This is a genomic window from Photorhabdus sp. RM322S, from assembly GCF_042879395.1.
GTDB lineage: Bacteria > Pseudomonadota > Gammaproteobacteria > Enterobacterales > Enterobacteriaceae > Photorhabdus > Photorhabdus khanii.
The window spans coordinates 16093-37340 of sequence record NZ_JBHFKW010000014.1 but is presented as its reverse complement, the minus strand read 5'-3'; the positions used below and the strand labels follow the sequence as shown (position 1 = coordinate 37340).

The window sequence follows — 21248 nt, the reverse complement described above, 5'->3', positions numbered from 1 at the left end:
GTTTTTATTTATTGTTTTGATAGATAAACATGATTTCCATCTGTATTCTATTATGTTAGGGTTTTCACCAGAGAAGGCAATAGGGAATCGGCATGATGAGTAGTGGTAAGTATGGCGTTTTATTAGTTAATCTTGGTACTCCTGATGGACCGACAACTGCGGCTATAAAACGTTACTTAGCTGAGTTTCTGAGTGATAAAAGAGTTGTCGATTTTTCCAGGTTTATCTGGATTCCAATACTATATGGCGTTATTTTGCCTTTTCGCTCTTCACGTGTGGCAAAGTTGTACCAGAAAATTTGGACTGATGAAGGCTCTCCCTTGTTAGTATATAGCCGTCGTCAGCAGAAATTGCTGGCAGAAAAACTGGCAGATATTCCTGTTGAATTGGGAATGAGTTATGGTTCTCCATCGCTTGAGCAGGCAGTTGATAATCTGCTCAAACAGGATGTTGAAGAGTTGATTATCTTGCCACTTTATCCCCAGTATTCCTGTTCTACCTCTGCGGCTGTGTTTGATGGTGTCAGTAAAATATTGCAGAAATATCGCACTATCCCTGGAATTCACTTTATCCGTAGCTATGCTGACCATCCGGCCTATATTTCTGCATTGAAAGAGACTATTGAGCAGAGTTTCCGTGAGCATGGCAAGCCGGACAGATTACTATTTTCTTACCATAGCATTCCACGGCGTTTTGTTGATACAGGTGATATCTATTCTGAACAGTGTGAACTAACAACTCAGTTGCTAAAGCAAACAATTAACTATCCAGCAGAGCAGGTAATGATGACTTATCAGTCGCGATTTGGTCGTGAACCTTGGTTGATGCCATTCACTAATCAAACTATGAAATCATTGCCTGATCAGGGAATAGAGCATATTCAGGTACTTTGTCCTGGTTTTTCGTCCGATTGTTTGGAAACGCTGGAAGAGATAAAACAGCAAAATAAAGAGATATTTCTGAATGCTGGTGGGAAGAAATGTGAATATATTCCTGCGCTTAACGACAATAGTAATCATCTTTTTCTGCTGGAAGCGTTGGTGAGCAGGTTTGTCAGAAGCAAAACGAATAGTATATAGAATTAATCTATCATTAGGATTAAATGACTCTTTAATGATATATTCTCACGCGGGAGTCTATCTATCCGAGCTGTTTCCGCCCAGTTTTTCAGGATATAAACTAAGGGCTCAGTGGGATGATGTTTTGTAGAATAGTTAGCAACAGTCATATTTGAATTTGGACATAAATAATGAGTATTAAACCGATTAAAAGCACTAACTCCAGTGAAGAATATTTTAATTATTATAATTCAAAACAAGACGATGAAATTGATTTGTTTGAGTTATTCTCTGTTTTAGTTCAATCGAAGTTATTGATTATTGCTGTTACTATCATTTTTGCTGTTATTGGTTTTACAGCAGCATCTTTTATGCCACAAAAATGGACCAGTTCAGCTTCAGTTATTCAACCTCAACTTGAAGAAATACAGCCACTTAAAAATATCCTGACTAAGTTAGAGGTTTTAAGCTTACAATCATCGGTAACTTCATCATCACTGTATGATAATTTTGTAAATAATTTTAATTCACGTGTTTTACGAGAAGAATATCTGGTTAATACAGAATATTTTAAAAATCTGATAGCTGAATCAGATGATCACTCACCACTTGCAAAAAGAAAACTGATTGAAAAGATTGTGAATAATAATATTTCATCTTCTTCAAAAGTGGAAAAAGAGGGTGAGAGTGGTGAAACTAAACTGGCTTTCAGTGCCGGAACTGCTGAGGATGCATATAACCTGCTAAATGGCTATATCAGCTATGTGTCGTCTGTTGTTCATGATCAGTTGGAAAGTGAATTGAGTGATATGGTGAAACAGAAGCTTGCCTACTCTGAAGGTTTGTATGCAATTGATTTGAACCGTGTTCATAATATACAGAGAGCTAATATTGAACGATTGAAATATTCATTATCTATCGCCAATTCAGCGGGAATTAAAAAGCCTATTTCCAGCGAAGGAGCAATGATCAAAGATGATCCAGATTATTCCATTGCTTTGGGTGCTGATGCATTACAACGCAAGCTGCAAATTACCGAAGAGATCAAAGATCCATCTTTGATTGATGGTGATTTACGTAACCGCATGTTCTATATAAATGAACTTAAATCACTTAAAATAGATAAAGTTAACTTCCAGCCATTCAAATATATGCAGGCTCCTTATGAACCAACGGCGAAAGATTCGCCTAAACGTCTGCTTATTCTGGTAGGCAGTGTCTTTATCGGTTTGATCTTGGCGGTAATGTTTGTTCTGATTCGTCACGTGGCGCGCAGTCGTCAGAAAGTAGCTTAATCTCTCTCTGGCAGCCGGTGTCGTAATGACACTTGCTGCCTGTCAGTTTTTATTGTGCTAACATGCTGCATCTTTTCGCGTTGTAGCATCAATCAAATATGAAATTCCCTGGTAAACGTAAATCAAAACACTATTTTCCCGTCAGTCTGCGTGATCCTTTACTCCAGCCAATTAAAGAAATGATGGATGGTGAGAGTAACCGAGCTTATATTGTTGGTATCGATCAGATATTAGTGGATATTGAAGCGAAAGTAGACGAAGATTTTATCCGGCGTTATCACCTCAGCCAGGGACACTCATTAGTTATTGAAGATGATGTAGCTGAAACCTTGTATAGGGAACTGACGGATAACAATCTTATCAGCCACGAATTTGCCGGTGGCACTATCGGAAATACTTTACATAATTATTCAGTTTTGGCTGATGATCGTTCCGTCTTACTGGGCACAATGTGTAATAACATTCAGATTGGCAGCTATGCTTACCGCTACTTATGTAATACTTCCAGCAGAACTGATCTAAATTATTTACAAGGTGTGGATGGCGCAATTGGCCGCTGTTTTACGCTGGTAACAGAAAATGGTGAACGGACTTTTGCCATTAGTCCTGGACAAATGAATCAATTAAAACCGGAGAATATTCCTGAGCAGATTATCGCTGAAGCTTCGGCCTTGGTATTGACCGCTTATTTGGTTCGTTGCAAGCCAGGGGAACCGATGCCAAAAGCAACAATGAAGGCCATCGAATATGCGAAAAAACACAATGTACCTGTCGTTCTGACTTTGGGGACAAAATATGTTATTGCTGATGATCCACAATGGTGGCGTGATTTCCTGGTTGAGAATATTTCTGTTCTGGCAATGAATGAAGATGAAGCTTATGAGCTTACTGGTTTCAGTGATCCGTTATTGGCTTCAGATATGGCTCTGGATTGGGTTGATTTAGTTTTGTGTACCGCTGGTCCTGCGGGATTATATATGGCGGGGTATACGGAAGAAGATTATAAGCGTCAGACAACTCACCCACTGCTACCAGGTGCTATTGCTGAATTTAACCGTTATGAATTCAGCCGCGCTATGCGAAAATCTGATTGCCAAATCCCAATGAAAGTTTACTCCCATATTGAACCTTATATGGGCGGGCCAGAAAAAATTATGAATACTAATGGTGCAGGCGATGGTGCTTTATCTGCTTTATTACATGATATAACCGCTAACAACCATCACAGAATGAATGTGCCTAATTCCAGTAAGCATATTCGTACTTACCTAACATATTCATCACTTGCTCAGGTTTGTAAATATGCAAACAGAGTTAGTTATCAGGTATTGAGTCAGCATTCACCAAGATTAAGCCGTGGTTTACCAGAAAAAGAAGATAGTCTGGAAGAGTCTTACTGGGAACGGTAATGATTAAATAATATCAACTCATTATATTCATCATTGCGTAATTTAATACGGCTGTAGTTTACAGTCGTATTTTTTCTAAACGGAATAGATTACATTGATCACTAACATACGTAATGGAATGACAGGAAAAGACTGACTTCTTTAGGATCGGGTAATGCTAGAAAATATTTCTCAGATAGAATATTCAAGACATCGCGGCCGTATCTACTGACTCCCGGAATGACCGTTCTTAAATGGAACAGAGATTATATTATGAAACTTTTAATATAATAAATATATCACAAAAATAACAATTTCATAACTTAATAAAATCTTTATTATGCGACTACCAATATAAACAACGAGATAATTTAAAATGTCTGCGAAATACGTAATTATTACACGTTTTCCATTAAAAGAACAAACTGACACTCATAAGTTCAATACATTGAAAAATAAAAATAATAAAAAATATTTTATTTCAGATGAACAGGGAATTAATGAATTATTAGAACTTCGTTTTTTTTCATCTATTGATGAAATAAGCGAAAGTGAAAACGAATTAGAATCGGCATTTAAGAGTTTTTCTTCAATATTAAGCGGAGATATTCGCCGTGAATTGGTAAAATTTGTTGAAGCGTCAATTGACTCGGAAGATGATCTTCCTGTTACAGAATATATTCGACTTCGCCATGTAGAAGTACCGGCAGAAAATTATAAACAATACCGTCAATGGCGTGAAGAGACAATCTTTAATGTAGTGCGGGAAAATAAAGAAAAAATTACCAGTTTTGAAGCCTACCACTCTCTGATTAGTGGTCAACCTGGTGTTATGTTTATTTCGGCATTTAATGTAGATAAAGAAAGCTATTTAGAAGTGTTTACCAATGAACGTTATCTGAACATTATCCAGCAAGCTGGGGATAACTACATTACAGGTGGAAATGGTGGTCTTTATACACGTATTTATCGTTCTATTTCTTGATGTTTTAAAATCTGGTAGCGAAAATGAAAAATACAGCAGAGTGTAAAAAAATAGTCGTTGTAGGGGACAAATTTAATGCATTTGCCAATGGTAAAGATGTCGTTACCATTAGCCAATTGGATCTTATTACACAAATCCCTGCTCATATTATTGATATAAATAAGCAGTTTATTGTTGGTCAGGGAATAAGATATGATTTTGCAGAAAAAATATGAGATAATCAGAAGAGAAACCAGTGCCATAATAACGAAATAGACCTAACTACTTTGCAACAGTTAACCGTTTCGAGGAAAAATGAATACTCCCATAAAAAAATAACACATAATACGGTGATAGGTGTTGCAGAGAAAGTGAATAAAAATTTATTTTCTTTACCACTATTAATTGATGAACGTTGTGAGTTAATGGCTGACCACCAAACTGGACAACATATTCAAGGGATGATTTTAATTGAGGCTTGCCGTCAGACTTTTATAGCTGTGACAGAAGAATTTTATATGTCAGATAAAGTAGGACAGTCTTATTATGTCATCATGGCTAACGAAATCACTAAGGCTATTTTGCAGACTCAATACATAAGCACACAAGCTGTTGAGGAAAATGTGTATGCCTGAAAAGTACGGCCAAACTTAGATCGGAAGTGGCAGAAGTCATAGGTTGTTTAACCAAAGATTGATATCGACGGTTGAGCTGGGCGTTGAGCCCGGCGATGGAAAAATTGAATGCATACTGAATATCGGTACCATTTTTGGCGAAATTTGTGTAGATACCTATGCTTTAGGAAAGGGAGGATATCAAGCAAGGCTAGAATCTCAGGGATAGTTTTTATTGATTCAACTAAATCTCGGTTTGGCATAACTTGAGTATTCTCTGTCATTATCAGGTAATCAGGGAGATAACGATTCATCAAACCGTGTTTGAAAAGCAACGGTAACTAATTAAATTTCAGCGAATTACCATTTTAATTACAGCAGTTACCCATCAGGTTTTGAGAAAACGGGGGGGCAGTATATCTCCATTTTCCCAAACCCCCTAGAAAACAAACAACTAATTATTGTAGATTATTATTTTGCCGGCAATCCTTTAGATATAAACCACGAAGTAACCACCCCCTGTCCTAAAAGCTCCCCTGCAATGGTGATAATTATTCCAATAACTTGCGCTAAACTTGGAATATCCCCCATCGTTACTTGTATACCAAGAGCAAAAATTGGAACGAAATTGAAAAATATCGCTGTTTTTCCTGGTCCTCTAGTAGCAATACCTATATTCCAAAAAAGATAGGCAAAAACGGAACCGGCGATCCCCATGTAGACACTCGCCAGATGACTCTCAAGTTTTCCTGAGAATAATGAAGGAACCGGTGATTCCACAAAAATGGCAATAATAGCCAATATCATTGTCTGACTTATCTAACTTGCGATAGCACAGGCCTTTGCGCATTGATACACACATTGACTGTGGCATCAGTGCCATTCCTTTCCCTCTGGCTATATTAGCCAACATGATCAATGAGTCATCAGGTTTTGGTATTCGCTTCAAGGGAAATGGTAACTTTTGAAAATAGGCTTCGCATTTACCGTAGAAGCCAGGATTCGCTTTACGTGAAAACCAATATAAAGGTAAATCAGCTACATCCTTTAGTGAGACTCTATCGTTAAGGCTTGCAGGATGGAAGGAGGGAAGAGCTAGCATTAACGGTTCACGATAAAGCCAGTAAAAACTAAATTCTTGTAAATGGCTAAGAGGTTTTTCACCTACTAAGGCAATATCCAGCTTCCCACTTCCTAGCATTTGCAGTAATTGTTTTGAGATCAATTGATGAGAGGATATTACATTTGTATCGTCTAGTAATTTAAAGGCAGGATAAATGGAAGGAATGAGGCTGGAATCTAGCGTACGTGTGATTCCAATTTTTACTGTACAACTTTCTCTATTTATTTCTCTGACCAAATGACCCAATTGGTTTATAAGTTCTCTAGCTTGTTTTTCAAATTGAACGCCCACCTCAGTCAAATAAACTTGATGAGTATTTCGGGTAAATAAAGAACAATCGAGCATTTCTTCTAAGCACTGGATTTGCCGAGTCAATGGGGGTTGAGTCATGAGCATCCGTTCAGCAGCCCGACGAAAGTTTAATTCATGAGCAACAGCGAGGAAGCATTGTAATTGTTTAATTGTAGGAAGTTTTCTATTTAAATAATTCATTTTTATATTTCAGCACCGTTTCCAAGATGTAATAAGATCGAAGCGATTATAGTGATTGGTATCAGCTTAATCTTATCTATGTATTATATTAAGAGAAATAATTACTCTTTGTTATTAATTGGAATTAATTAACTATTAAATTAATTCAATGGGCGAATTTACTTAACATGGCAGTAGTAGTGGAACAATTAAGTTTAGTCACTTAAAGACGCTGTAACATTGTCGCTATGATGGGATATATTGATATTAATCTTTTTATCTAATAATTTTGTATAATTAAATTTTTTATGCTGCATTTTTACATTTAATTTTTTATTTGGAATTTTTCATCATTAAAGCGATATGACTATCATCTTTCATAAAAAAGTGATTTTGGTGATGACTATTTTTAACTATATCAGTAAAATACCTAATATTAGTTATATGTGGATTGAAGGTAAGATGTTTCTGCAATATTCCATCATTCGATTCGCCATTTCATATTTTGTGCATAGTATCAATACATAGATTAGAGTTTTTCTACTCTAGTTTCGATGGTACAGCTTTAGATATGGTTAATAATTTATAAAGATTATTCAGGGAGATATTGCTTTTCTGCCGTAATTTTTTGACTTTTATATTAATGTTGATACAAGATTTTTTCAGTCTTGTTTGTTATTGGATTGAAACCATTGGGATGTATCTGAATATACATTGAGATTATTAGCATTTGAACAAAGGATGAAGTTAATAGCTGCTAAGGTAAAATAAAGCACCTAATGACTATATTTTTATATGGCTAATTTTATAAAAAAGAATTATATGGTATAACTCTTACTAAGGTGTTTATATATAATTTGAATTGTGTGTTATTGTCTAATGATATTATTAGGCGTTTTTGTGATTATATAATAACTGACCTTGTGGCGATTATGGGATTGGTTGTTTCAGGGTTGAGAAATATCTTTTTGGTATTAATTAATAGCTGGAAAGAGAAAGTAATAGCATTTAATGACCATGATTTTATATTGTTAATTTGAAAAAAAAGAAGTATATAATAGAACTTATACCAAGGATTTCCTATATACAATTTAAATGATAAATTATTATCTAAGGATACTATGAGTAGTTATTATGATTATGTGAAAATTGCCGGCATGTTGACTATGGTCTTAATGATGCCTGGACCGACAAATACCCTTTTAGTATTATCTGGATATTCACATGGTTTTATTAGCACTCTCAGGCTGGTATTGGCTGAGATGTTGGGTTATCTAATAGCAATTAGTTTATGGGGATTATTGTTATCCATAATTCCTCAGACTTTCATATGGTTGATATTAGTTTTAAAGCTTTGTGCTTCAACATACATTGCTTATCTGGCTTTTAAAGTTTGGCATTTTTCATTAAGCAAAAATGGGGTGAAAGTCTGTTTCAACGTTGTGTTATTTACCACTTTACTTAATCCCAAAGCTTTTGTATTTGCTACATATGTATTACCTTTTACTGCGTTCACTCAGTGGGTAGATTATATCTTTTCCATGACGACTTTTGTTTGTGCGTTGTTACCCGTTTCCCTGATTTGGACGGGGGTGGGAAAAATACTATATCGGGAAGGACAGGAAGCGGGTCGTTTAAAACCTAATCTGTTTTATCGTTTTGCTTCTTTAGTACTATCCGTTTTCTCATTCTCCATGTTTTACTCCTCAATCAAGGGTATTTTATATCTCTGATATAATATTGAGATTTGATATTGTTTTCCTATTTTTTTTTTAAAAAAGAAGATTTATCCAAAAAGATACTGGAGACTGTCGAATTCGTGTTTGATTTTCTCTGTTCTAAAATTGAGTAAAATGGGTCATGGGATATCTCATATGATAAAAGTCATGACCCAGCTCGGTTATGGATAGGAAATTATTCCATTATCAGCGGCATTTCCTCAAAGCGATGGCGAAGAGGGCGATACAGAGGGAGGTTCAACCGGATAACCTTGTTCACCATTTACCAGCACATTTGCCATTGTTTTGGCAATTTCGTGTTCGCCAATAATGATATGGCTAGCTCCACGCTCCGTAATATAGGTAACTTCGTCATCATAGTCAGCACGGACAATAATATTAATATCCGGGCGGATTTCTCTTGCGCTGGCGACAATCTCACCTGCTTCATAACCATTAGGGATTGTTAGTAATAGGGAACAAGCACAGTCCAAGCGTGCCAGCGACATTATATCTTTGCTGGCGGCGTTACCCATGACTGCACTGATACCTTGTTCACCCAGTTCCTCAAATTTGGCTCTGGTATTTTCAATCACAACCAGAGGGAACCCGTTTTCCTGCAAGCGTTGGCATAGTAAGCTACCCGTGCGTCCGTAGCCGACAACAATAGTGTGATCACAGATATTGACAGGAATTTGCGTCTCTTCTTCCAGAGTTTCTTCCAGTAGTTGTTCTTCAATTGTTTCTGTTTTTTCCAGATAACGATCCAGCAGGCTAAACAGAACTGGGTTTAGCATGATAGAAACAATCGCACCAGCCAGAACAAGGTTACGGGCATTTCCGTCAAGCAAGCCAAGTGCAACGCCAAGACCCGCCAGAATAAAGGCAAATTCACCGATTTGTGCCAGACTGACCGAAATCGTCAGCGCAGTACGGCGTGAATGACCGAACATCTTTACCAGCAACATTGCAGCGGCAGATTTACCGATAATAATAATTGCCAGCGTTGCCAGTATCTCGAGCGGTTGCTGAATCAGTACCATCGGATCAAACAGCATACCAACGGATACGAAGAACAGAACAGCGAAAGCATCTCGGAGTGGCAATGTATCTTGAGCAGCCCGGTGGCTGAGTTCTGATTCGTTCAGTACCATACCGGCGAAGAATGCACCTAGAGCGAATGAGGCATCAAATAGCGTAACGGCACCGTAAGCGATACCCAGCGCGATAACCAGTACGGCAAGGGTAAATAGTTCTCTGGAGCCGGTACTGGCGGTTTTTGCCAGTACCCACGGAATTAGACGGCGGCCAACAACAATCATCAGCAGAATAAACGCGATAACTTTTCCGACGGTAATGGCGAGTTCCATAAATAACTGCCCAGCATTGGCTTCGTGATTACCCAGAATACCGGCAGCCGCAGGCAGTAATACCAGTGTCAGGACCATCGCCAGATCTTCAACAATCAGCCAGCCGATAGCTATTTGACCTCGTTGGCTATCGATCAGTTGACGCTCTTCCAGCGCTCGTAACAGAACGACAGTACTGGCAGTTGACAGGCAGAGACCAAAGACGATACCGCTAAATAATTCCCAACCCAGTATTGCTGATAGCCCTACTCCAAGTAGTGTTGCTACCAATATTTGCGCAATAGCACCGGGGATAGCGATGGATTTTACTGCCAGCAGATCTTTGAGTGAAAAATGCAGCCCGACACCAAACATTAATAAGATAACACCAATTTCTGCCAGTTCCGGTGCCAGTGATGCGTCAGCGACAAAACCGGGGGTGAAAGGACCAGCGAGTACACCGGCGGTAAGATAACCAACCAGTGGTGAGATTTTCAGACGTTGTGCCAGCATACCAAGCAGATAAGCGAGGACGAACCCGCCAACGAGAGTGGTGATAAGTGGTGTCGAATGCTCCATTAAGACTCCTTCTTGCTGAGGCTATTAAATAGAATAGTGAAGAGGTAGGTGTAACCGTATCTTATAGGTAATTCGAGGTAAATTCGCTAAAAAAATGAATAAAACATCAAAAAATATGGATTGAAAGGATTAAACTACCCGTAACATCGATTTGTATTGATCTGTTTGAACATTTATGAGGTATATAAAGGTTACTCCCACATAAAAAATAACTTTTATGTGGGGCTGTTTGGCGATTTTTTTAGTTCTTATCTTCTATATTAGGTAATAGTGCGGTAAATATTCCAAGTAACGGCAGAAAAGCACAAATCTGATAAACTAGTTCAATACTTGTTCTGTCCGCAATGTAACCTAGTACCGCGGCGCCGATACCTCCCATACCAAAAGCTAGTCCGAAAAACAGGCCGGATACCATCCCGGTTTTACCCGGAATAAGCTCCTGAGCATATACCAGGATTGCAGAAAACGCAGATGCCAGAATCACACCAATAATCACTGACAGTATGCTTGTCCAGTACAGAGAAGCATAAGGCAGAATCAATGTAAAAGGTGCAACGCCAAGGATTGATATCCAGATAACGTACTTTCTGCCAATTTTATCACCAATAGGTCCGCCAATGATGGTCCCTGCCGCAACTGCGAATAAAAAGATGAACAGATGAAGCTGGGCATTTTGTACAGAAATGCTAAATTTGTGCATTAAGTAAAAAGTGTAATAGCTGCTGATACTGGTGAGATAAAAATATTTGGAAAATACTAAGATCAACAGAATAGACAGAGAACTGATCACTGTTTTTCTTGATAAAACTTTAACAACAGGGGCAGTTTTGGCTTGATTTTTTTTTGTATGATTTTGGGTCTTATACCATTTACTGACCTGCAACAGCACGACAATTCCCAGTAATGCAGCCAGAGAGAACCAGCCGACATTGCCTTTACCATAAGGCGCGATAAACGCAGCCGCTAGCAAAGGCCCGAGGGAAGTGCCAAAATTACCGCCGACTTGAAAAAGAGATTGAGCCAGCCCGTGGCGCCCACCGGATGCCATGCGTGCTACGCGTGACGATTCAGGGTGAAATACCGAAGAGCCGGTGCCAACTAATGCAGACGCTAATAAGATTATCGGGAAACTTTCAGCATAGGCCAGCAGTAACAGACCTGATAAGGTAAAGCTCATCCCAATGGGCAGTGAATAGGGTTGTGGATGTTTATCGGTATAAAGACCTATCAGTGGTTGTAATAAAGATGCAGTAATCTGGTAGGTTAGTGTGATCATACCAATTTGCACAAAACTCAGGTTGAATTCTGATTGCAGTAAAGGATAAATCGCCAGAATCAACGATTGGATCATATCGTTCAACAAGTGTGAAATACTGATCGCACCAAGAATAGTAAAAACGGTATTCCTGGTTTTTCTTGCATGAGGTGGAACTATGGTGGTGTTGCTCTGTTCGCTCATATTAACTGCCAACCTATCTTATTTGGAAGTGAGTTCATTGGTTATTTGTTGCACTTAAATATATATTAGGCTGATAGTTGATTTTTTACTATCTCAGAGAATAGTTTGATAAGATGTTCGAAAAGATGAAACTAAGCATGTTCTAATAATCGCATAAGTGACCTATCCCATAGAATTATCAATAAATCCCGCCTTGTTAGCTTCTTAAGCTGTTTTTGCATGGCAATTCACTAAAAAAACATGGAGATATACCATGAGATTTTCGTTTAAGACCTCAGCTTGCGCTTTGGTTGTTTCTATGACACTACTTCCAGCAATAGCAAATGCATGGGAAAAAGACAAAACCTATGACATTACTATTTTGCACACGAATGACCATCATGGTCATTTTTGGCATAACGACTACGGCGAATATGGTTTGGCCGCTCAGAAAACGGTCGTTGATGAAATCCGTCAGGAAATCGCCAAAAAAGGCGGTAGTGTGTTACTGCTCTCCGGCGGAGATATTAATACCGGTGTACCAGAGTCCGATTTGCAAGATGCAGAGCCTGATTTTAAAGGTATGAACCTGGTGGGCTATGATGCGATGGCATTGGGCAACCATGAGTTTGATAATCCTTTGCAAGTGTTGCTTCAACAGGAAAAATGGGCAAATTTTCCCTTCCTTGCGGCTAATATTTACAAGACAAGCACTGGTAAGCGTTTGTTCAAGCCTTATACCATTTTTGATAAGCAGGGTGTAAAGATTGCGGTTATCGGACTGACCACCGATGATACGGCTAAAATCGGCAACCCTACTAATTTCCCAGATGTTGAATTTCGTGTTCCCGCGACAGAAGCCAAAATAGTGGTTGAGGAACTGAAGAAAAATGAAAAACCAGATGTCATTATTGCGGCAACGCATATGGGACACTATGACAATGGTAATTATGGCTCCAATGCACCGGGTGATGTTGAAATGGCGCGTAGTTTGCCTGCCAGTTATCTGGATATGATTGTCGGTGGTCACTCACAAGATCCGGTCTGTATGTCTGCGGAAAATAAAAACTACAAACAGATTGATTATGTACCAGGAACACCATGTTCGCCTGATCGCCAGAATGGCACCTGGATTGTTCAGGCTCACGAGTGGGGCAAATATGTTGGTCGTGCTGATTTCCAGTTCCGTAATGGTGAATTAAAGCTGACTCACTATCAGTTGATCCCCATTAATCTCAAGAAGAAAGTGCAAAAGGAAGATGGTTCTGCTGAACGTGTTTACTACACTCATGAAATTGCTCAAAACCCGGAAATGATCAAGTTGCTGACGCCTTATCAGGATAAAGGTGATAAACAGCTTGGTATAAAAGTGGGTTCTGTTGAGGGTAAATTGGAAGGAGATCGCAGCAAAGTTCGTTTTGTTCAGACTAATATGGCCCATGTTGTTCTTTCTGCCATGATGGAACGCGCTGATGCTGATTTCGCGATTATGAGTGGTGGTGGTATTCGTGATTCAATTGAATCAGGCGACATCACTTATAAAGATGTGTTGAAAGTGCATCCATTTGCTAACACATTGGTTTACGTTGAGATGAAAGGCAGCGAAGTTGAACAATATCTGGCGACGATTGCGAATATGAAAGTTGATTCTGGCGCTTATGCTCAGTTCGTGAATGTCAGCCTGGTTGCTGATGGTAAACGTGTTAAAGAGGTAAAAGTTGGTGGTAAGCCATTGGAGCCAAATAAAATTTACCGCATAGCAATGCTTGATTTTAACGCTATCGGTGGTGATGGTTACCCACGTATTGATAATTACCCAACCTATGTCAACACCGGTTTTGTTGATGCAGAAGTTCTGAAAGGCTATATCGAAAAGCACTCACCACTGAAAGCGGCTGATTATGAGCCAAAAGGTGAAATTGTTTATCAATAATCCCTGACAAGGTGATGAATTGAAAGGGCTGCCAATCTGGCGGCCCTTTTGGATTGAGATTAAACTTTTGCTATATCGGCAAAAGTACCCTTCAACAAACAACACAGCTCAGCAGGCGCCAGTTCAATATCTAATCCCCGTTTACCGCCAGAGATAAACATAGTTGGGAACTGCTGCGCCTGATTATCAATAACTGTTGGTAAGTGTTTTTTCTGTCCTAACGGGCTGATCCCACCGACCAGATAACCCGTGATTTTTTGGGCTATGTATGGATCAGCCATATCTGCTTTTTTGGCTTTAAAGACTTTGGCGACCTTTTTCAAATCCAGTTGACCTGAAACGGGGGTAATGGCGACTACTAAATTTTTAGCATCACCATTAAGTGCGACCAGCAACGTTTTAAACACTTGTCTGGCATTTAATCCTAACTTCTTAGCCGCTTCATCACCAAAGTTATGCTCATTGGTATCATGTTCATAGGTATGAAGAGTAAAGTTAACTTTTTGTTTTTCTAATAAAATGATCGCCGGTGTCATAATTTCATTACAGAGGATAATTTTGTAATCTAGGATAACGGATGAAATAGAATTGTGAAATTGATATTCTGATTTCGGCTCTGTTGCCTGCTATACAAACGGGTAATACTCCGAATAATAAGAATAACGAAAATAATAGGTTATTCCTCTTTTGACTGGCCAATAGAAATATTGGCCTTTTTTTAACTCTGCTCTTCCATCAACATCTGAGGCAAATTACCCTCACCATATAAGTGCAAAGCTCCGACAGCGATCAAATACCGGCCGGCAGGTAATTCCCGTAAGCGCTGATTCCATTGCTTATTACGTTCAGTCATCAGCAGTTGATATATTTCTTCACTGAAAGTTGTTGGTAAAGCATGTTTTTGCTGTTCGGGCTGATAATCCATCCACCAACTTATCATCGTTTGTAAAGCGCGAGCATTGGCGTACCAATGGGCTAATGTATCTTCCAGTAGTGGCAGGCCGTTATTCGGTATTTGATTGAGTAACTTAATCTGTGATTCAGCACCTTCCAGTTCGATAATTGTTTTCCCCCGTGCTTTGGCTGCATTCAGTAGCTGATAATCGATACCATAGTGAGGGGATAATCCAAGATTCTGCGCTTGTTCAGCCTGTAAAATTAAAGCGATTTGCCATGAGGGTAATAAATTGAGCCATTCTTCGTGTTGCCGGATCTCATGGCAGCAGCGCTGAAAATCTTGATACATTTCAGAGGATAGACGTTGTTCAATACGGGAATACGATTGAAACTCATCATCATGAAATGGGAAATCTGCCTGAGTAATATCTGCTTCTACGATTAATGTATCGGATTGATTAAGCTGCTCCATTAATATTTCTGGAAGTGGAAACATGTTTTCCGTGCCCATATGAATACTGCCTACCAGATGCAGATATCGGCCTCCAGTCAGTGTAATATCACAAGCTGGATAAGGATAACGGCATGATGAGTTCAGCCCCAGCATATTGGTAAGGTATTTAATCAGTCGTCCCATTTGAACTCCAGTTCAGCATTTATTTTTTTAGGCTAACTCTATTTCAGGCTAATACTATAGCTGTACTTCTGCTGTATCTTCATTGAATATTCCTTTACTGTTATCAGCATACAAGGAAATTTTCTCTCCCTCCTTCATTTACCTTGCCAGCCGCAGGGGCTGAGCACGAAGACCCTGTTATTGGGGCATTCCTTGATTAACATCATCAAAGCAGACTCATTTCTCTGGTGATTCAGAATTTAGGCTTAAACCTCAGTAATCGGTTAGCGTTACTTACCACCGTAATTGAAGAAAGCGCCATCGCTGCACCTGCTACCACCGGATCTAACAATGTTCCGGTAAAGGGATAGAGCACACCGGCGGCAATTGGAATCCCTAATGTGTTGTAAATAAATGCGCCCAACAGGTTCTGTTTCATATTACGCAGCGTTCCTTTGGACAGTTCAACCGCATCAGCCACACCATGCAGACTGTGACGCATCAGTGTTATTGCTGCGGTTTCAATAGCGATATCACTACCGCCGCCCATTGCTATCCCAACATCAGCTTGTGCCAGTGCGGGCGCATCGTTAATACCATCCCCCACCATAGCAACCTTGTGGCCTGCTGCCTGAAGCTTCTGAATAGCTGCGGCCTTGCCATCTGGTAACACACCCGCGATCACCTGATCAATACTCGCTTCTTTGGCAATTGCATTGGCAGTCACCGGGTTATCTCCAGTCAGCATCACTAAACGGTAGCCCTGATGATGTAATCGTTTCAGTGCGCTAAGGGTGTCTTCACGCAATGGGTCACGAATTGACAGCACTGCCGCCGCTTTGCCGCCTGCCGCCAGAATAACTGGCGTGATACCTTTTTCTGCCTGTTGAGCAATCAGCGGTTTTAATTCCTGTGTATCAATTTGATTTTGTTCCAGTAATGCCTGATTACCCAGCAACAGTGCTGTACCATTCACTTCACCGCTGATACCCAGTCCAGCCAGAGTGCGGAATTGTTCAACTTGCGGTAATTCCAGTCCTTCGGCTTTGGCAAGAACTGCTTTGGCTAATGGATGGTTAGAACCACTTTCCAGAGCGCCTGCCCAAATCAATACATTTTGTTCACTATATCCGTTGAAAGTATGGATATCAGTAACTTGTGGCATACCTTCAGTCAGCGTCCCGGTCTTATCGAAAACAAGGGTGTCCAGTGCGCTTGCTTGTTGCAGGGCATCGGCATCCCGTACCAGAACCCCGAATTCTGCGGCGCGGCCAACACCCGAGATAATCGACATAGGGGTCGCCAGCCCAAGAGCACAGGGACAGGCAATAATCAGCACCGTGGTAATAATGACCAATGAATACATAATTTGTGGTGCCGGACCAACGAAATACCAAATGGCGCCTGCAATCATGGCAATCGCCACAACAACCGGAACAAACACGGAGGAGATTTTATCTGCTAACTGACCTATCTCGGGTTTACTACTTTGTGCCTGACGTACCAGTTTGATAATTCGTGCTAATGTCGTCTGGCTGCCGACTGCGGCGGCAGTAAACAGTACGGTACCATCCTGCACAGTTGTACCCGCGTGAACGTTATCGCCTCTGGATTTCTGTTGTGGAATCGGCTCACCGGTCAGCATCGCCTCATCTAGCCAGACTTCACCCTGAATGATTTCGCCATCAACCGGAACACGATCACCCGTCGTCAAACGCAATGTCATTCCCGGTTTAACATCAGCCAAAGGTATCTCTTTTTCACCATTTTCTGTCACCACACGGGCGGTGGGTGGTGTCAGATCCAGCAGGCGTTCCAGTGCTTTTGAGGAGCGCTGGCGGGCACGCTGTTCCAGAGCATGTCCCAGGTTTATCAAACCGATAATCATGGCACTGGCTTCGTAATAAAGGTGACGGGCTTGTGGGGGAAAAACATCCGGCCATAGATTGACACTGGTAGAGTAAAACCAAGCGGCACCTGTTCCTAATGCCACTAGGGTGTCCATTGTGGCACTACCGTTTTTCAGGCTTTGCCACGCGTTGCGATAGAAATGACCACCAGCAAAAATCATTACGGCAAGCGTGATAATCCCGATAGTTAGCCAGATGTTATGGTTTGCCGGGGTGAGCATCATATTGTCGCCCATCATGCCCCATACCATGGCTGGAATACCGACAACCAAGGCTAATGCCGATTGCCAGCGGAAACGGCGCATATTGGCTTCAGAAACTTGTTGCTGGCGCTCACGACGTTCAGTTTCGTCCTGGATCAGCTCTGCACCATATCCGGCTTTTTCCACGGCTTGAATCAGTGTGTCGGGTAATGCGCTGCCAGTAATCAAAGCACTGCGTTCAGCAAGGTTCACTCTGGCATTTTCCACGCCATCGACACTTTGCAATGCTTTTTGAACTTTGTTCACACAGCTGGCACAGGTCATACCATCCAGCAGTAACTGGATACTGTCATCTCTGTCACTGACCAGAAATACATCAGTTTTTTCGACCGGAATAGAAGAGGTTGCCGCTGCCAAAGGTTCCGGTCTGTTTGAAGCAGGTGAAGCAGGTATTGTCAGCGGCTTAGATTTTGGGAGGTTTTGACCGGCAGCCAGTTTTGCGTGATAACCCGCCTGCTCAATGGCGGCAATCAACGTATAGGTATCGGTTTTACCATAAACTTTAGCGGTTTCAGTATTCACATTTGCGGCGATAACGCCATCTACGGCTTCCAGTGCTTTACGTGCAGTACCTGCACAATGCATACAACTCAGGCCAGAAAGTTCTAGTTCGACATCAGGCTGGCTGGCAATGGTGGCTTGGTAACCCGCTTCTTTAATCGTTTCGATTAAAGACTCAGGAGCGGTTTCGCCGGTTACTTTGGCATAATCAATAGTAATATCTGCTTGCTCTACATCGGCACGATTTTCCAGTGCTTTTTTCACACGGTTAACACAGTGCATACAGGAGAGTCCCTGTAATGTTAAAATAGTGGTATGTGACATAAAAAAATCTCCTAACACATAGTGATATAATTATTCTTCACATCGGTATGATAATTGATGATGATATCTACACAGTTCAAGTGAATTTCTGACTTGTTGCGAAGGTTAAACCTTCCCTCAAGGGTAAGGTCAAGGGGAAAAAATGAACATCAGTGAAATTGCCCAAAGAACCGGCCTGACCAGTAAAGCTATTCGGTTTTATGAAGAAAAGGATCTGATCACACCGCCGGAAAGAGGTGATAATGGCTACCGTTATTATCAGCAGAAACATATTGATGAGTTAACGCTGTTGCGTCAGGCGAAGCAGGTCGGTTTTACGCTTGAGGAGTGTCGTGAGTTTTTAGTGTTATTTCGAAATCCCAACCGTCACAGTGCCGATGTAAAAGCGGCAACGTTGCATAAAGTGGCTCAGATAGAAAAGACGATTAAAGAGTTACAGGAAATCAGAAGTAAGTTGTTAGCTTTGGCGGAAGAGTGCCCAGGAGATGATGGGGCGGCGTGCCCCATCATAGATCATTTGTCTGGTTGCTGTTCTCATTGAGAATCGACGGGTTTTACTTTCAGTGTAATGCCATCAACAGCGATGACTTCTACTTCGGTATTGGCGGGTAGTTCACTGTTACAATGAACTCGCCAGCTTCCATCAGCAAGCCTGATCCGGCTGTAACCATTTTCGGTATTCGCAATCAGTTTAGCCCGGGTACCGATGAGCTGGTGGTCTTTCTGGTTCAGCGTATCGCTGCCTTTTGACGGGCGGCTACGTAACCAGTAGCGCCATAGCACCGCAGAGAGCAGCGTCAGAGTTGCAAACAGAATACCTTGTAATTCCCAGTCTATTCCAGGTAGTAACCAGGTGATAAACGCAACAACGATAGCGGCTATACCGGTCCATAACAGATAGCCGCCGGTTCCCAGAAGCTCTGCGATTAACAGTAAACCGCCGAAAGAGAACCAAAGCCAGGTTGTTTGAGCCGCAATCTGTGCAATCATGGTTATTTACCTTTTTTGCTCTCGCCAATCAGTTCAGCAATACCACCAATAGCCCCCATAAGATTGCTGGCTTCCAGCGGCATCATAATCACCTTGCTGTTACCGGAGGCGCCAATACTGGTCAGTGCATCGGTATATTTCTGGGCAACAAAGTAGTTAATGGCTTGCATATTACCGTCAGAGATCGCGTCAGAAACCATTTTGGTTGCGCGAGCTTCTGCTTCAGCGGCACGCTCACGCGCTTCTGCCTGAAGGAACGCGGACTGACGTTCCCCTTCGGCTTTCAGAATCTGAGACTGTTTTTCACCTTCGGCTTTCAAAATCGCCGCCTGACGGATACCTTCCGCTTCCAGAATATCAGCACGTTTGGTACGTTCTGCTTTCATCTGGGCGTTCATGGCGGAAATTAATTCCTTCGGTGGGCGCACATCACGGATTTCAATACGGGTAATTTTCACGCCCCACGGGTTAGTGGCTTCATCAACAATATGCAATAGACGGCTGTTGATGGAATCACGCTGCGACAGCATTTCGTCCAGTTCCATTGAACCCAAAACGGTACGGAAGTTCGTCATAGTCAGGTTAATGATGGAGAGCTCAAGATTGCTGACTTCATAGGCGGCCCGAACAGGATCGACAACTTGAATAAAGCAGACTGCATCAATAGTCACATTGGCGTTATCGCGGGAAATAACTTCCTGTGAAGGAATATCCAGCACTTGTTCCATCATGTTAATCTTACGGCCAATGCGATCGATAAAAGGGATAATAATATGCAGGCCCGGTAATAAAGTCCGGGTATAACGGCCGAAGCGTTCTACCGTCCATTGATAACCCTGTGGCACTGTTTTTACGCAAGTAAATACAACCACCACTGCAATGAATATCAGAATAGGGACGGCACCAAAAGCAAATAAGTCCATAGCAATTCCTTAATCAAATAAATTAGTAAAGCAGCGAATAAACTTGGCGACGGTATTTCGACGCCAGAGCGTTACCGGTTCCCATTGCAGACATAATATCCATCATTGTTTTCCGTACTGCACCATTAGCGGCAGAAAGATCCTTTTTCAGGAAGCCCAATAATAGTTCCAGAGCTTCTTCATTACGGCTTACTTCATGCAATTTCAGAGCCAGCTTAACAGCCAGATCTGCATTTTCCGGTTGAGTGGAGAATTCCTGTTGCAATTGCTGGATCTCTGGTGTATCTGCTGCTTGCTTTTGTAACTCAATTTGAGCCAGTAAACTATGATAATGCGTGTCTTGATCCTGTAATGGGATAAGATTCAGAATTTCCTGAGCTTCTTCTATATTATTGAGCATAATTTGCACTTTGGTCAACATTAATGCAATTTCACTGTTTTTAGGGGCTAATTGCCAGGCTTCTTTTAACAGTGGCAGTGCTTCTTGGAGTTTTCCTTCCGCGATAAGTTCTTCGGCTTGGGCGGCTTTCAACTCTTCCGGCTTGGGCAATACGCGGGAAAGCATCTCTCTGATCGCATTTTCAGGTTGTGGCCCCTGAAAACCATCTACTGGTCGGCCTTGTTGCAGCATATAGACAGTAGGAATGGCCCGTAAGCCAAACTGTGAAGCGACCATTTGTTCTTTATCGCAATCTACTTTTGCCAATATAAATTGATCTGCATATTCTGCTGCCAGTTTATCCAGAATTACGCCCAATTCTTGACAGTGGGGGCTATGTTCAGACCAAAAATAAAATAAAACAGGTACAGTCATAGACTGTTCAACAGTTTGTTGCAGATTACTTTCGTTAACGTTAATTCCAGTTGTGGTTGATAGCATATAATTAGTCTCTT

The 21248-nt window shown here is 41.1% G+C and carries 19 protein-coding genes; 9 read left to right on the top strand and 10 right to left on the bottom strand.

What is annotated here, in order from left to right:
• Nucleotides 1–95: 95 nt before the first annotated feature.
• The 6 genes from hemH to ACGF63_RS10270 all read left to right on the top strand — a co-directional run bounded on the left by hemH (nucleotide 96) and on the right by ACGF63_RS10270 (nucleotide 5340).
• A complete protein-coding gene (hemH, locus tag ACGF63_RS10295) occupies nucleotides 96–1079 on the top strand; it encodes a ferrochelatase (protein WP_036843446.1) in 984 nt (327 codons plus the stop codon).
• A 170-nt stretch (nucleotides 1080–1249) separates the two neighbouring features.
• A complete protein-coding gene (wzz(fepE), locus tag ACGF63_RS10290; protein ID WP_036842496.1) occupies nucleotides 1250–2353 on the top strand; it encodes an LPS O-antigen length regulator Wzz(fepE) in 1104 nt (367 codons plus the stop codon).
• A 98-nt stretch (nucleotides 2354–2451) separates the two neighbouring features.
• Complete coding sequence (locus tag ACGF63_RS10285) at nucleotides 2452–3762, top strand: inosine/guanosine kinase (protein WP_152962515.1); 1311 nt, start codon at nucleotides 2452–2454, stop codon at nucleotides 3760–3762.
• A gap of 355 nt (nucleotides 3763–4117) precedes the next feature.
• Complete coding sequence (locus ACGF63_RS10280; RefSeq protein ID WP_387630517.1) at nucleotides 4118–4726, top strand: hypothetical protein; 609 nt, start codon at nucleotides 4118–4120, stop codon at nucleotides 4724–4726.
• 23 nt (nucleotides 4727–4749) lie between these two features.
• Entirely contained in the window at nucleotides 4750–4941 is a 192-nt protein-coding gene (locus ACGF63_RS10275; protein ID WP_239002363.1) for a hypothetical protein, read from the top strand.
• A gap of 51 nt (nucleotides 4942–4992) precedes the next feature.
• Entirely contained in the window at nucleotides 4993–5340 is a 348-nt protein-coding gene (locus ACGF63_RS10270) for an AfsA-related hotdog domain-containing protein (protein WP_239002362.1), read from the top strand.
• Between the two features lie 450 nt (nucleotides 5341–5790).
• On the opposite strand, the gene ACGF63_RS10265 is transcribed toward ACGF63_RS10270, so the two are convergent.
• Nucleotides 5791–6126: an EamA family transporter gene (locus tag ACGF63_RS10265; protein ID WP_387630513.1), complete on the bottom strand. Its 336-nt coding sequence runs from the start codon at nucleotides 6124–6126 to the stop codon at nucleotides 5791–5793.
• Nucleotides 6059–6934 carry a LysR family transcriptional regulator gene (locus ACGF63_RS10260; RefSeq protein WP_239002360.1) on the bottom strand — a complete coding sequence of 292 codons (876 nt, stop codon included), beginning with the start codon at nucleotides 6932–6934 and terminating at the stop codon, nucleotides 6059–6061. The genes ACGF63_RS10265 and ACGF63_RS10260 overlap by 68 nt, the downstream gene beginning before the upstream one ends.
• A 1100-nt stretch (nucleotides 6935–8034) precedes the next feature.
• On the opposite strand from ACGF63_RS10260, the gene ACGF63_RS10255 reads away from it, so the two are divergent.
• On the top strand, nucleotides 8035–8646 hold the full coding sequence (locus tag ACGF63_RS10255) for a LysE family translocator (RefSeq protein WP_036842502.1): 612 nt from the start codon (nucleotides 8035–8037) through the stop codon (nucleotides 8644–8646).
• Between the two features lie 206 nt (nucleotides 8647–8852).
• Here ACGF63_RS10255 and ybaL read toward each other — a convergent pair whose 3' ends face one another.
• A complete protein-coding gene (ybaL, locus tag ACGF63_RS10250) occupies nucleotides 8853–10559 on the bottom strand; it encodes a YbaL family putative K(+) efflux transporter (RefSeq protein ID WP_387630509.1) in 1707 nt (568 codons plus the stop codon).
• A 241-nt stretch (nucleotides 10560–10800) separates the two neighbouring features.
• The gene (locus ACGF63_RS10245) at nucleotides 10801–12018 is read right to left on the bottom strand and encodes an MFS transporter (RefSeq protein ID WP_152962513.1); all 1218 of its coding nucleotides are present in this window, start codon (nucleotides 12016–12018) and stop codon (nucleotides 10801–10803) included.
• 253 nt (nucleotides 12019–12271) lie between these two features.
• On the opposite strand from ACGF63_RS10245, the gene ushA reads away from it, so the two are divergent.
• Nucleotides 12272–13930, top strand: a complete 1659-nt coding sequence (gene ushA / locus ACGF63_RS10240; RefSeq protein ID WP_387630506.1) for a bifunctional UDP-sugar hydrolase/5'-nucleotidase UshA — start codon at nucleotides 12272–12274, stop codon at nucleotides 13928–13930.
• 59 nt (nucleotides 13931–13989) lie between these two features.
• Here ushA and ybaK read toward each other — a convergent pair whose 3' ends face one another.
• From ybaK to copA, 3 genes are all read right to left on the bottom strand, one after another.
• Nucleotides 13990–14466: a Cys-tRNA(Pro)/Cys-tRNA(Cys) deacylase YbaK gene (gene ybaK / locus ACGF63_RS10235; protein ID WP_152962511.1), complete on the bottom strand. Its 477-nt coding sequence runs from the start codon at nucleotides 14464–14466 to the stop codon at nucleotides 13990–13992.
• Nucleotides 14467–14648: 182 nt separating this feature from the next.
• On the bottom strand, nucleotides 14649–15464 hold the full coding sequence (locus ACGF63_RS10230; protein ID WP_387630502.1) for a TraB/GumN family protein: 816 nt from the start codon (nucleotides 15462–15464) through the stop codon (nucleotides 14649–14651).
• 232 nt (nucleotides 15465–15696) lie between these two features.
• Entirely contained in the window at nucleotides 15697–18441 is a 2745-nt protein-coding gene (copA, locus tag ACGF63_RS10225; RefSeq protein ID WP_387630499.1) for a copper-exporting P-type ATPase CopA, read from the bottom strand.
• Between the two features lie 142 nt (nucleotides 18442–18583).
• On the opposite strand from copA, the gene cueR reads away from it, so the two are divergent.
• A complete protein-coding gene (gene cueR, locus ACGF63_RS10220; RefSeq protein WP_036842522.1) occupies nucleotides 18584–18982 on the top strand; it encodes a Cu(I)-responsive transcriptional regulator in 399 nt (132 codons plus the stop codon).
• Here cueR and ACGF63_RS10215 read toward each other — a convergent pair.
• From ACGF63_RS10215 to ACGF63_RS10205, 3 genes are read right to left on the bottom strand one after another with little or no spacing between them, the layout of a single operon-like run.
• Complete coding sequence (locus ACGF63_RS10215) at nucleotides 18976–19431, bottom strand: NfeD family protein (RefSeq protein ID WP_036842524.1); 456 nt, start codon at nucleotides 19429–19431, stop codon at nucleotides 18976–18978. The two genes, cueR and ACGF63_RS10215, sit on opposite strands and share 7 nt — an antisense overlap.
• A 2-nt stretch (nucleotides 19432–19433) precedes the next feature.
• Nucleotides 19434–20354 (bottom strand): SPFH domain-containing protein, encoded by a 921-nt coding sequence (locus ACGF63_RS10210; RefSeq protein WP_036842526.1) that lies wholly within the window; start codon nucleotides 20352–20354, stop codon nucleotides 19434–19436.
• Between the two features lie 22 nt (nucleotides 20355–20376).
• A complete protein-coding gene (locus ACGF63_RS10205) occupies nucleotides 20377–21234 on the bottom strand; it encodes a co-chaperone YbbN (protein ID WP_387630494.1) in 858 nt (285 codons plus the stop codon).
• Nucleotides 21235–21248: the final 14 nt, after the last annotated feature.

Excerpts from the sequence above, each read along its gene's own strand:
- ACGF63_RS10245 (WP_152962513.1), bottom strand. The coding sequence starts at position 12,018 with ATGAGCGAACAGAGCAACACCACCATAGTTCCACCTCATGCAAGAAAA.
- ACGF63_RS10265 (WP_387630513.1), bottom strand. The coding sequence starts at position 6,126 with ATGATATTGGCTATTATTGCCATTTTTGTGGAATCACCGGTTCCTTCA.
- ACGF63_RS10280 (WP_387630517.1), top strand. The coding sequence starts at position 4,118 with ATGTCTGCGAAATACGTAATTATTACACGTTTTCCATTAAAAGAACAA.
- ACGF63_RS10215 (WP_036842524.1), bottom strand. The coding sequence starts at position 19,431 with ATGATTGCACAGATTGCGGCTCAAACAACCTGGCTTTGGTTCTCTTTC.
- cueR (WP_036842522.1), top strand. The coding sequence starts at position 18,584 with ATGAACATCAGTGAAATTGCCCAAAGAACCGGCCTGACCAGTAAAGCT.
- hemH (WP_036843446.1), top strand. The coding sequence starts at position 96 with ATGAGTAGTGGTAAGTATGGCGTTTTATTAGTTAATCTTGGTACTCCT.
- ACGF63_RS10230 (WP_387630502.1), bottom strand. The coding sequence starts at position 15,464 with ATGGGACGACTGATTAAATACCTTACCAATATGCTGGGGCTGAACTCA.
- ACGF63_RS10260 (WP_239002360.1), bottom strand. The coding sequence starts at position 6,934 with ATGAATTATTTAAATAGAAAACTTCCTACAATTAAACAATTACAATGC.
- ACGF63_RS10285 (WP_152962515.1), top strand. The coding sequence starts at position 2,452 with ATGAAATTCCCTGGTAAACGTAAATCAAAACACTATTTTCCCGTCAGT.
- ushA (WP_387630506.1), top strand. The coding sequence starts at position 12,272 with ATGAGATTTTCGTTTAAGACCTCAGCTTGCGCTTTGGTTGTTTCTATG.
- ybaL (WP_387630509.1), bottom strand. The coding sequence starts at position 10,559 with ATGGAGCATTCGACACCACTTATCACCACTCTCGTTGGCGGGTTCGTC.
- ACGF63_RS10255 (WP_036842502.1), top strand. The coding sequence starts at position 8,035 with ATGAGTAGTTATTATGATTATGTGAAAATTGCCGGCATGTTGACTATG.
- ACGF63_RS10205 (WP_387630494.1), bottom strand. The coding sequence starts at position 21,234 with ATGCTATCAACCACAACTGGAATTAACGTTAACGAAAGTAATCTGCAA.
- ybaK (WP_152962511.1), bottom strand. The coding sequence starts at position 14,466 with ATGACACCGGCGATCATTTTATTAGAAAAACAAAAAGTTAACTTTACT.
- ACGF63_RS10275 (WP_239002363.1), top strand. The coding sequence starts at position 4,750 with ATGAAAAATACAGCAGAGTGTAAAAAAATAGTCGTTGTAGGGGACAAA.
- ACGF63_RS10210 (WP_036842526.1), bottom strand. The coding sequence starts at position 20,354 with ATGGACTTATTTGCTTTTGGTGCCGTCCCTATTCTGATATTCATTGCA.
- copA (WP_387630499.1), bottom strand. The coding sequence starts at position 18,441 with ATGTCACATACCACTATTTTAACATTACAGGGACTCTCCTGTATGCAC.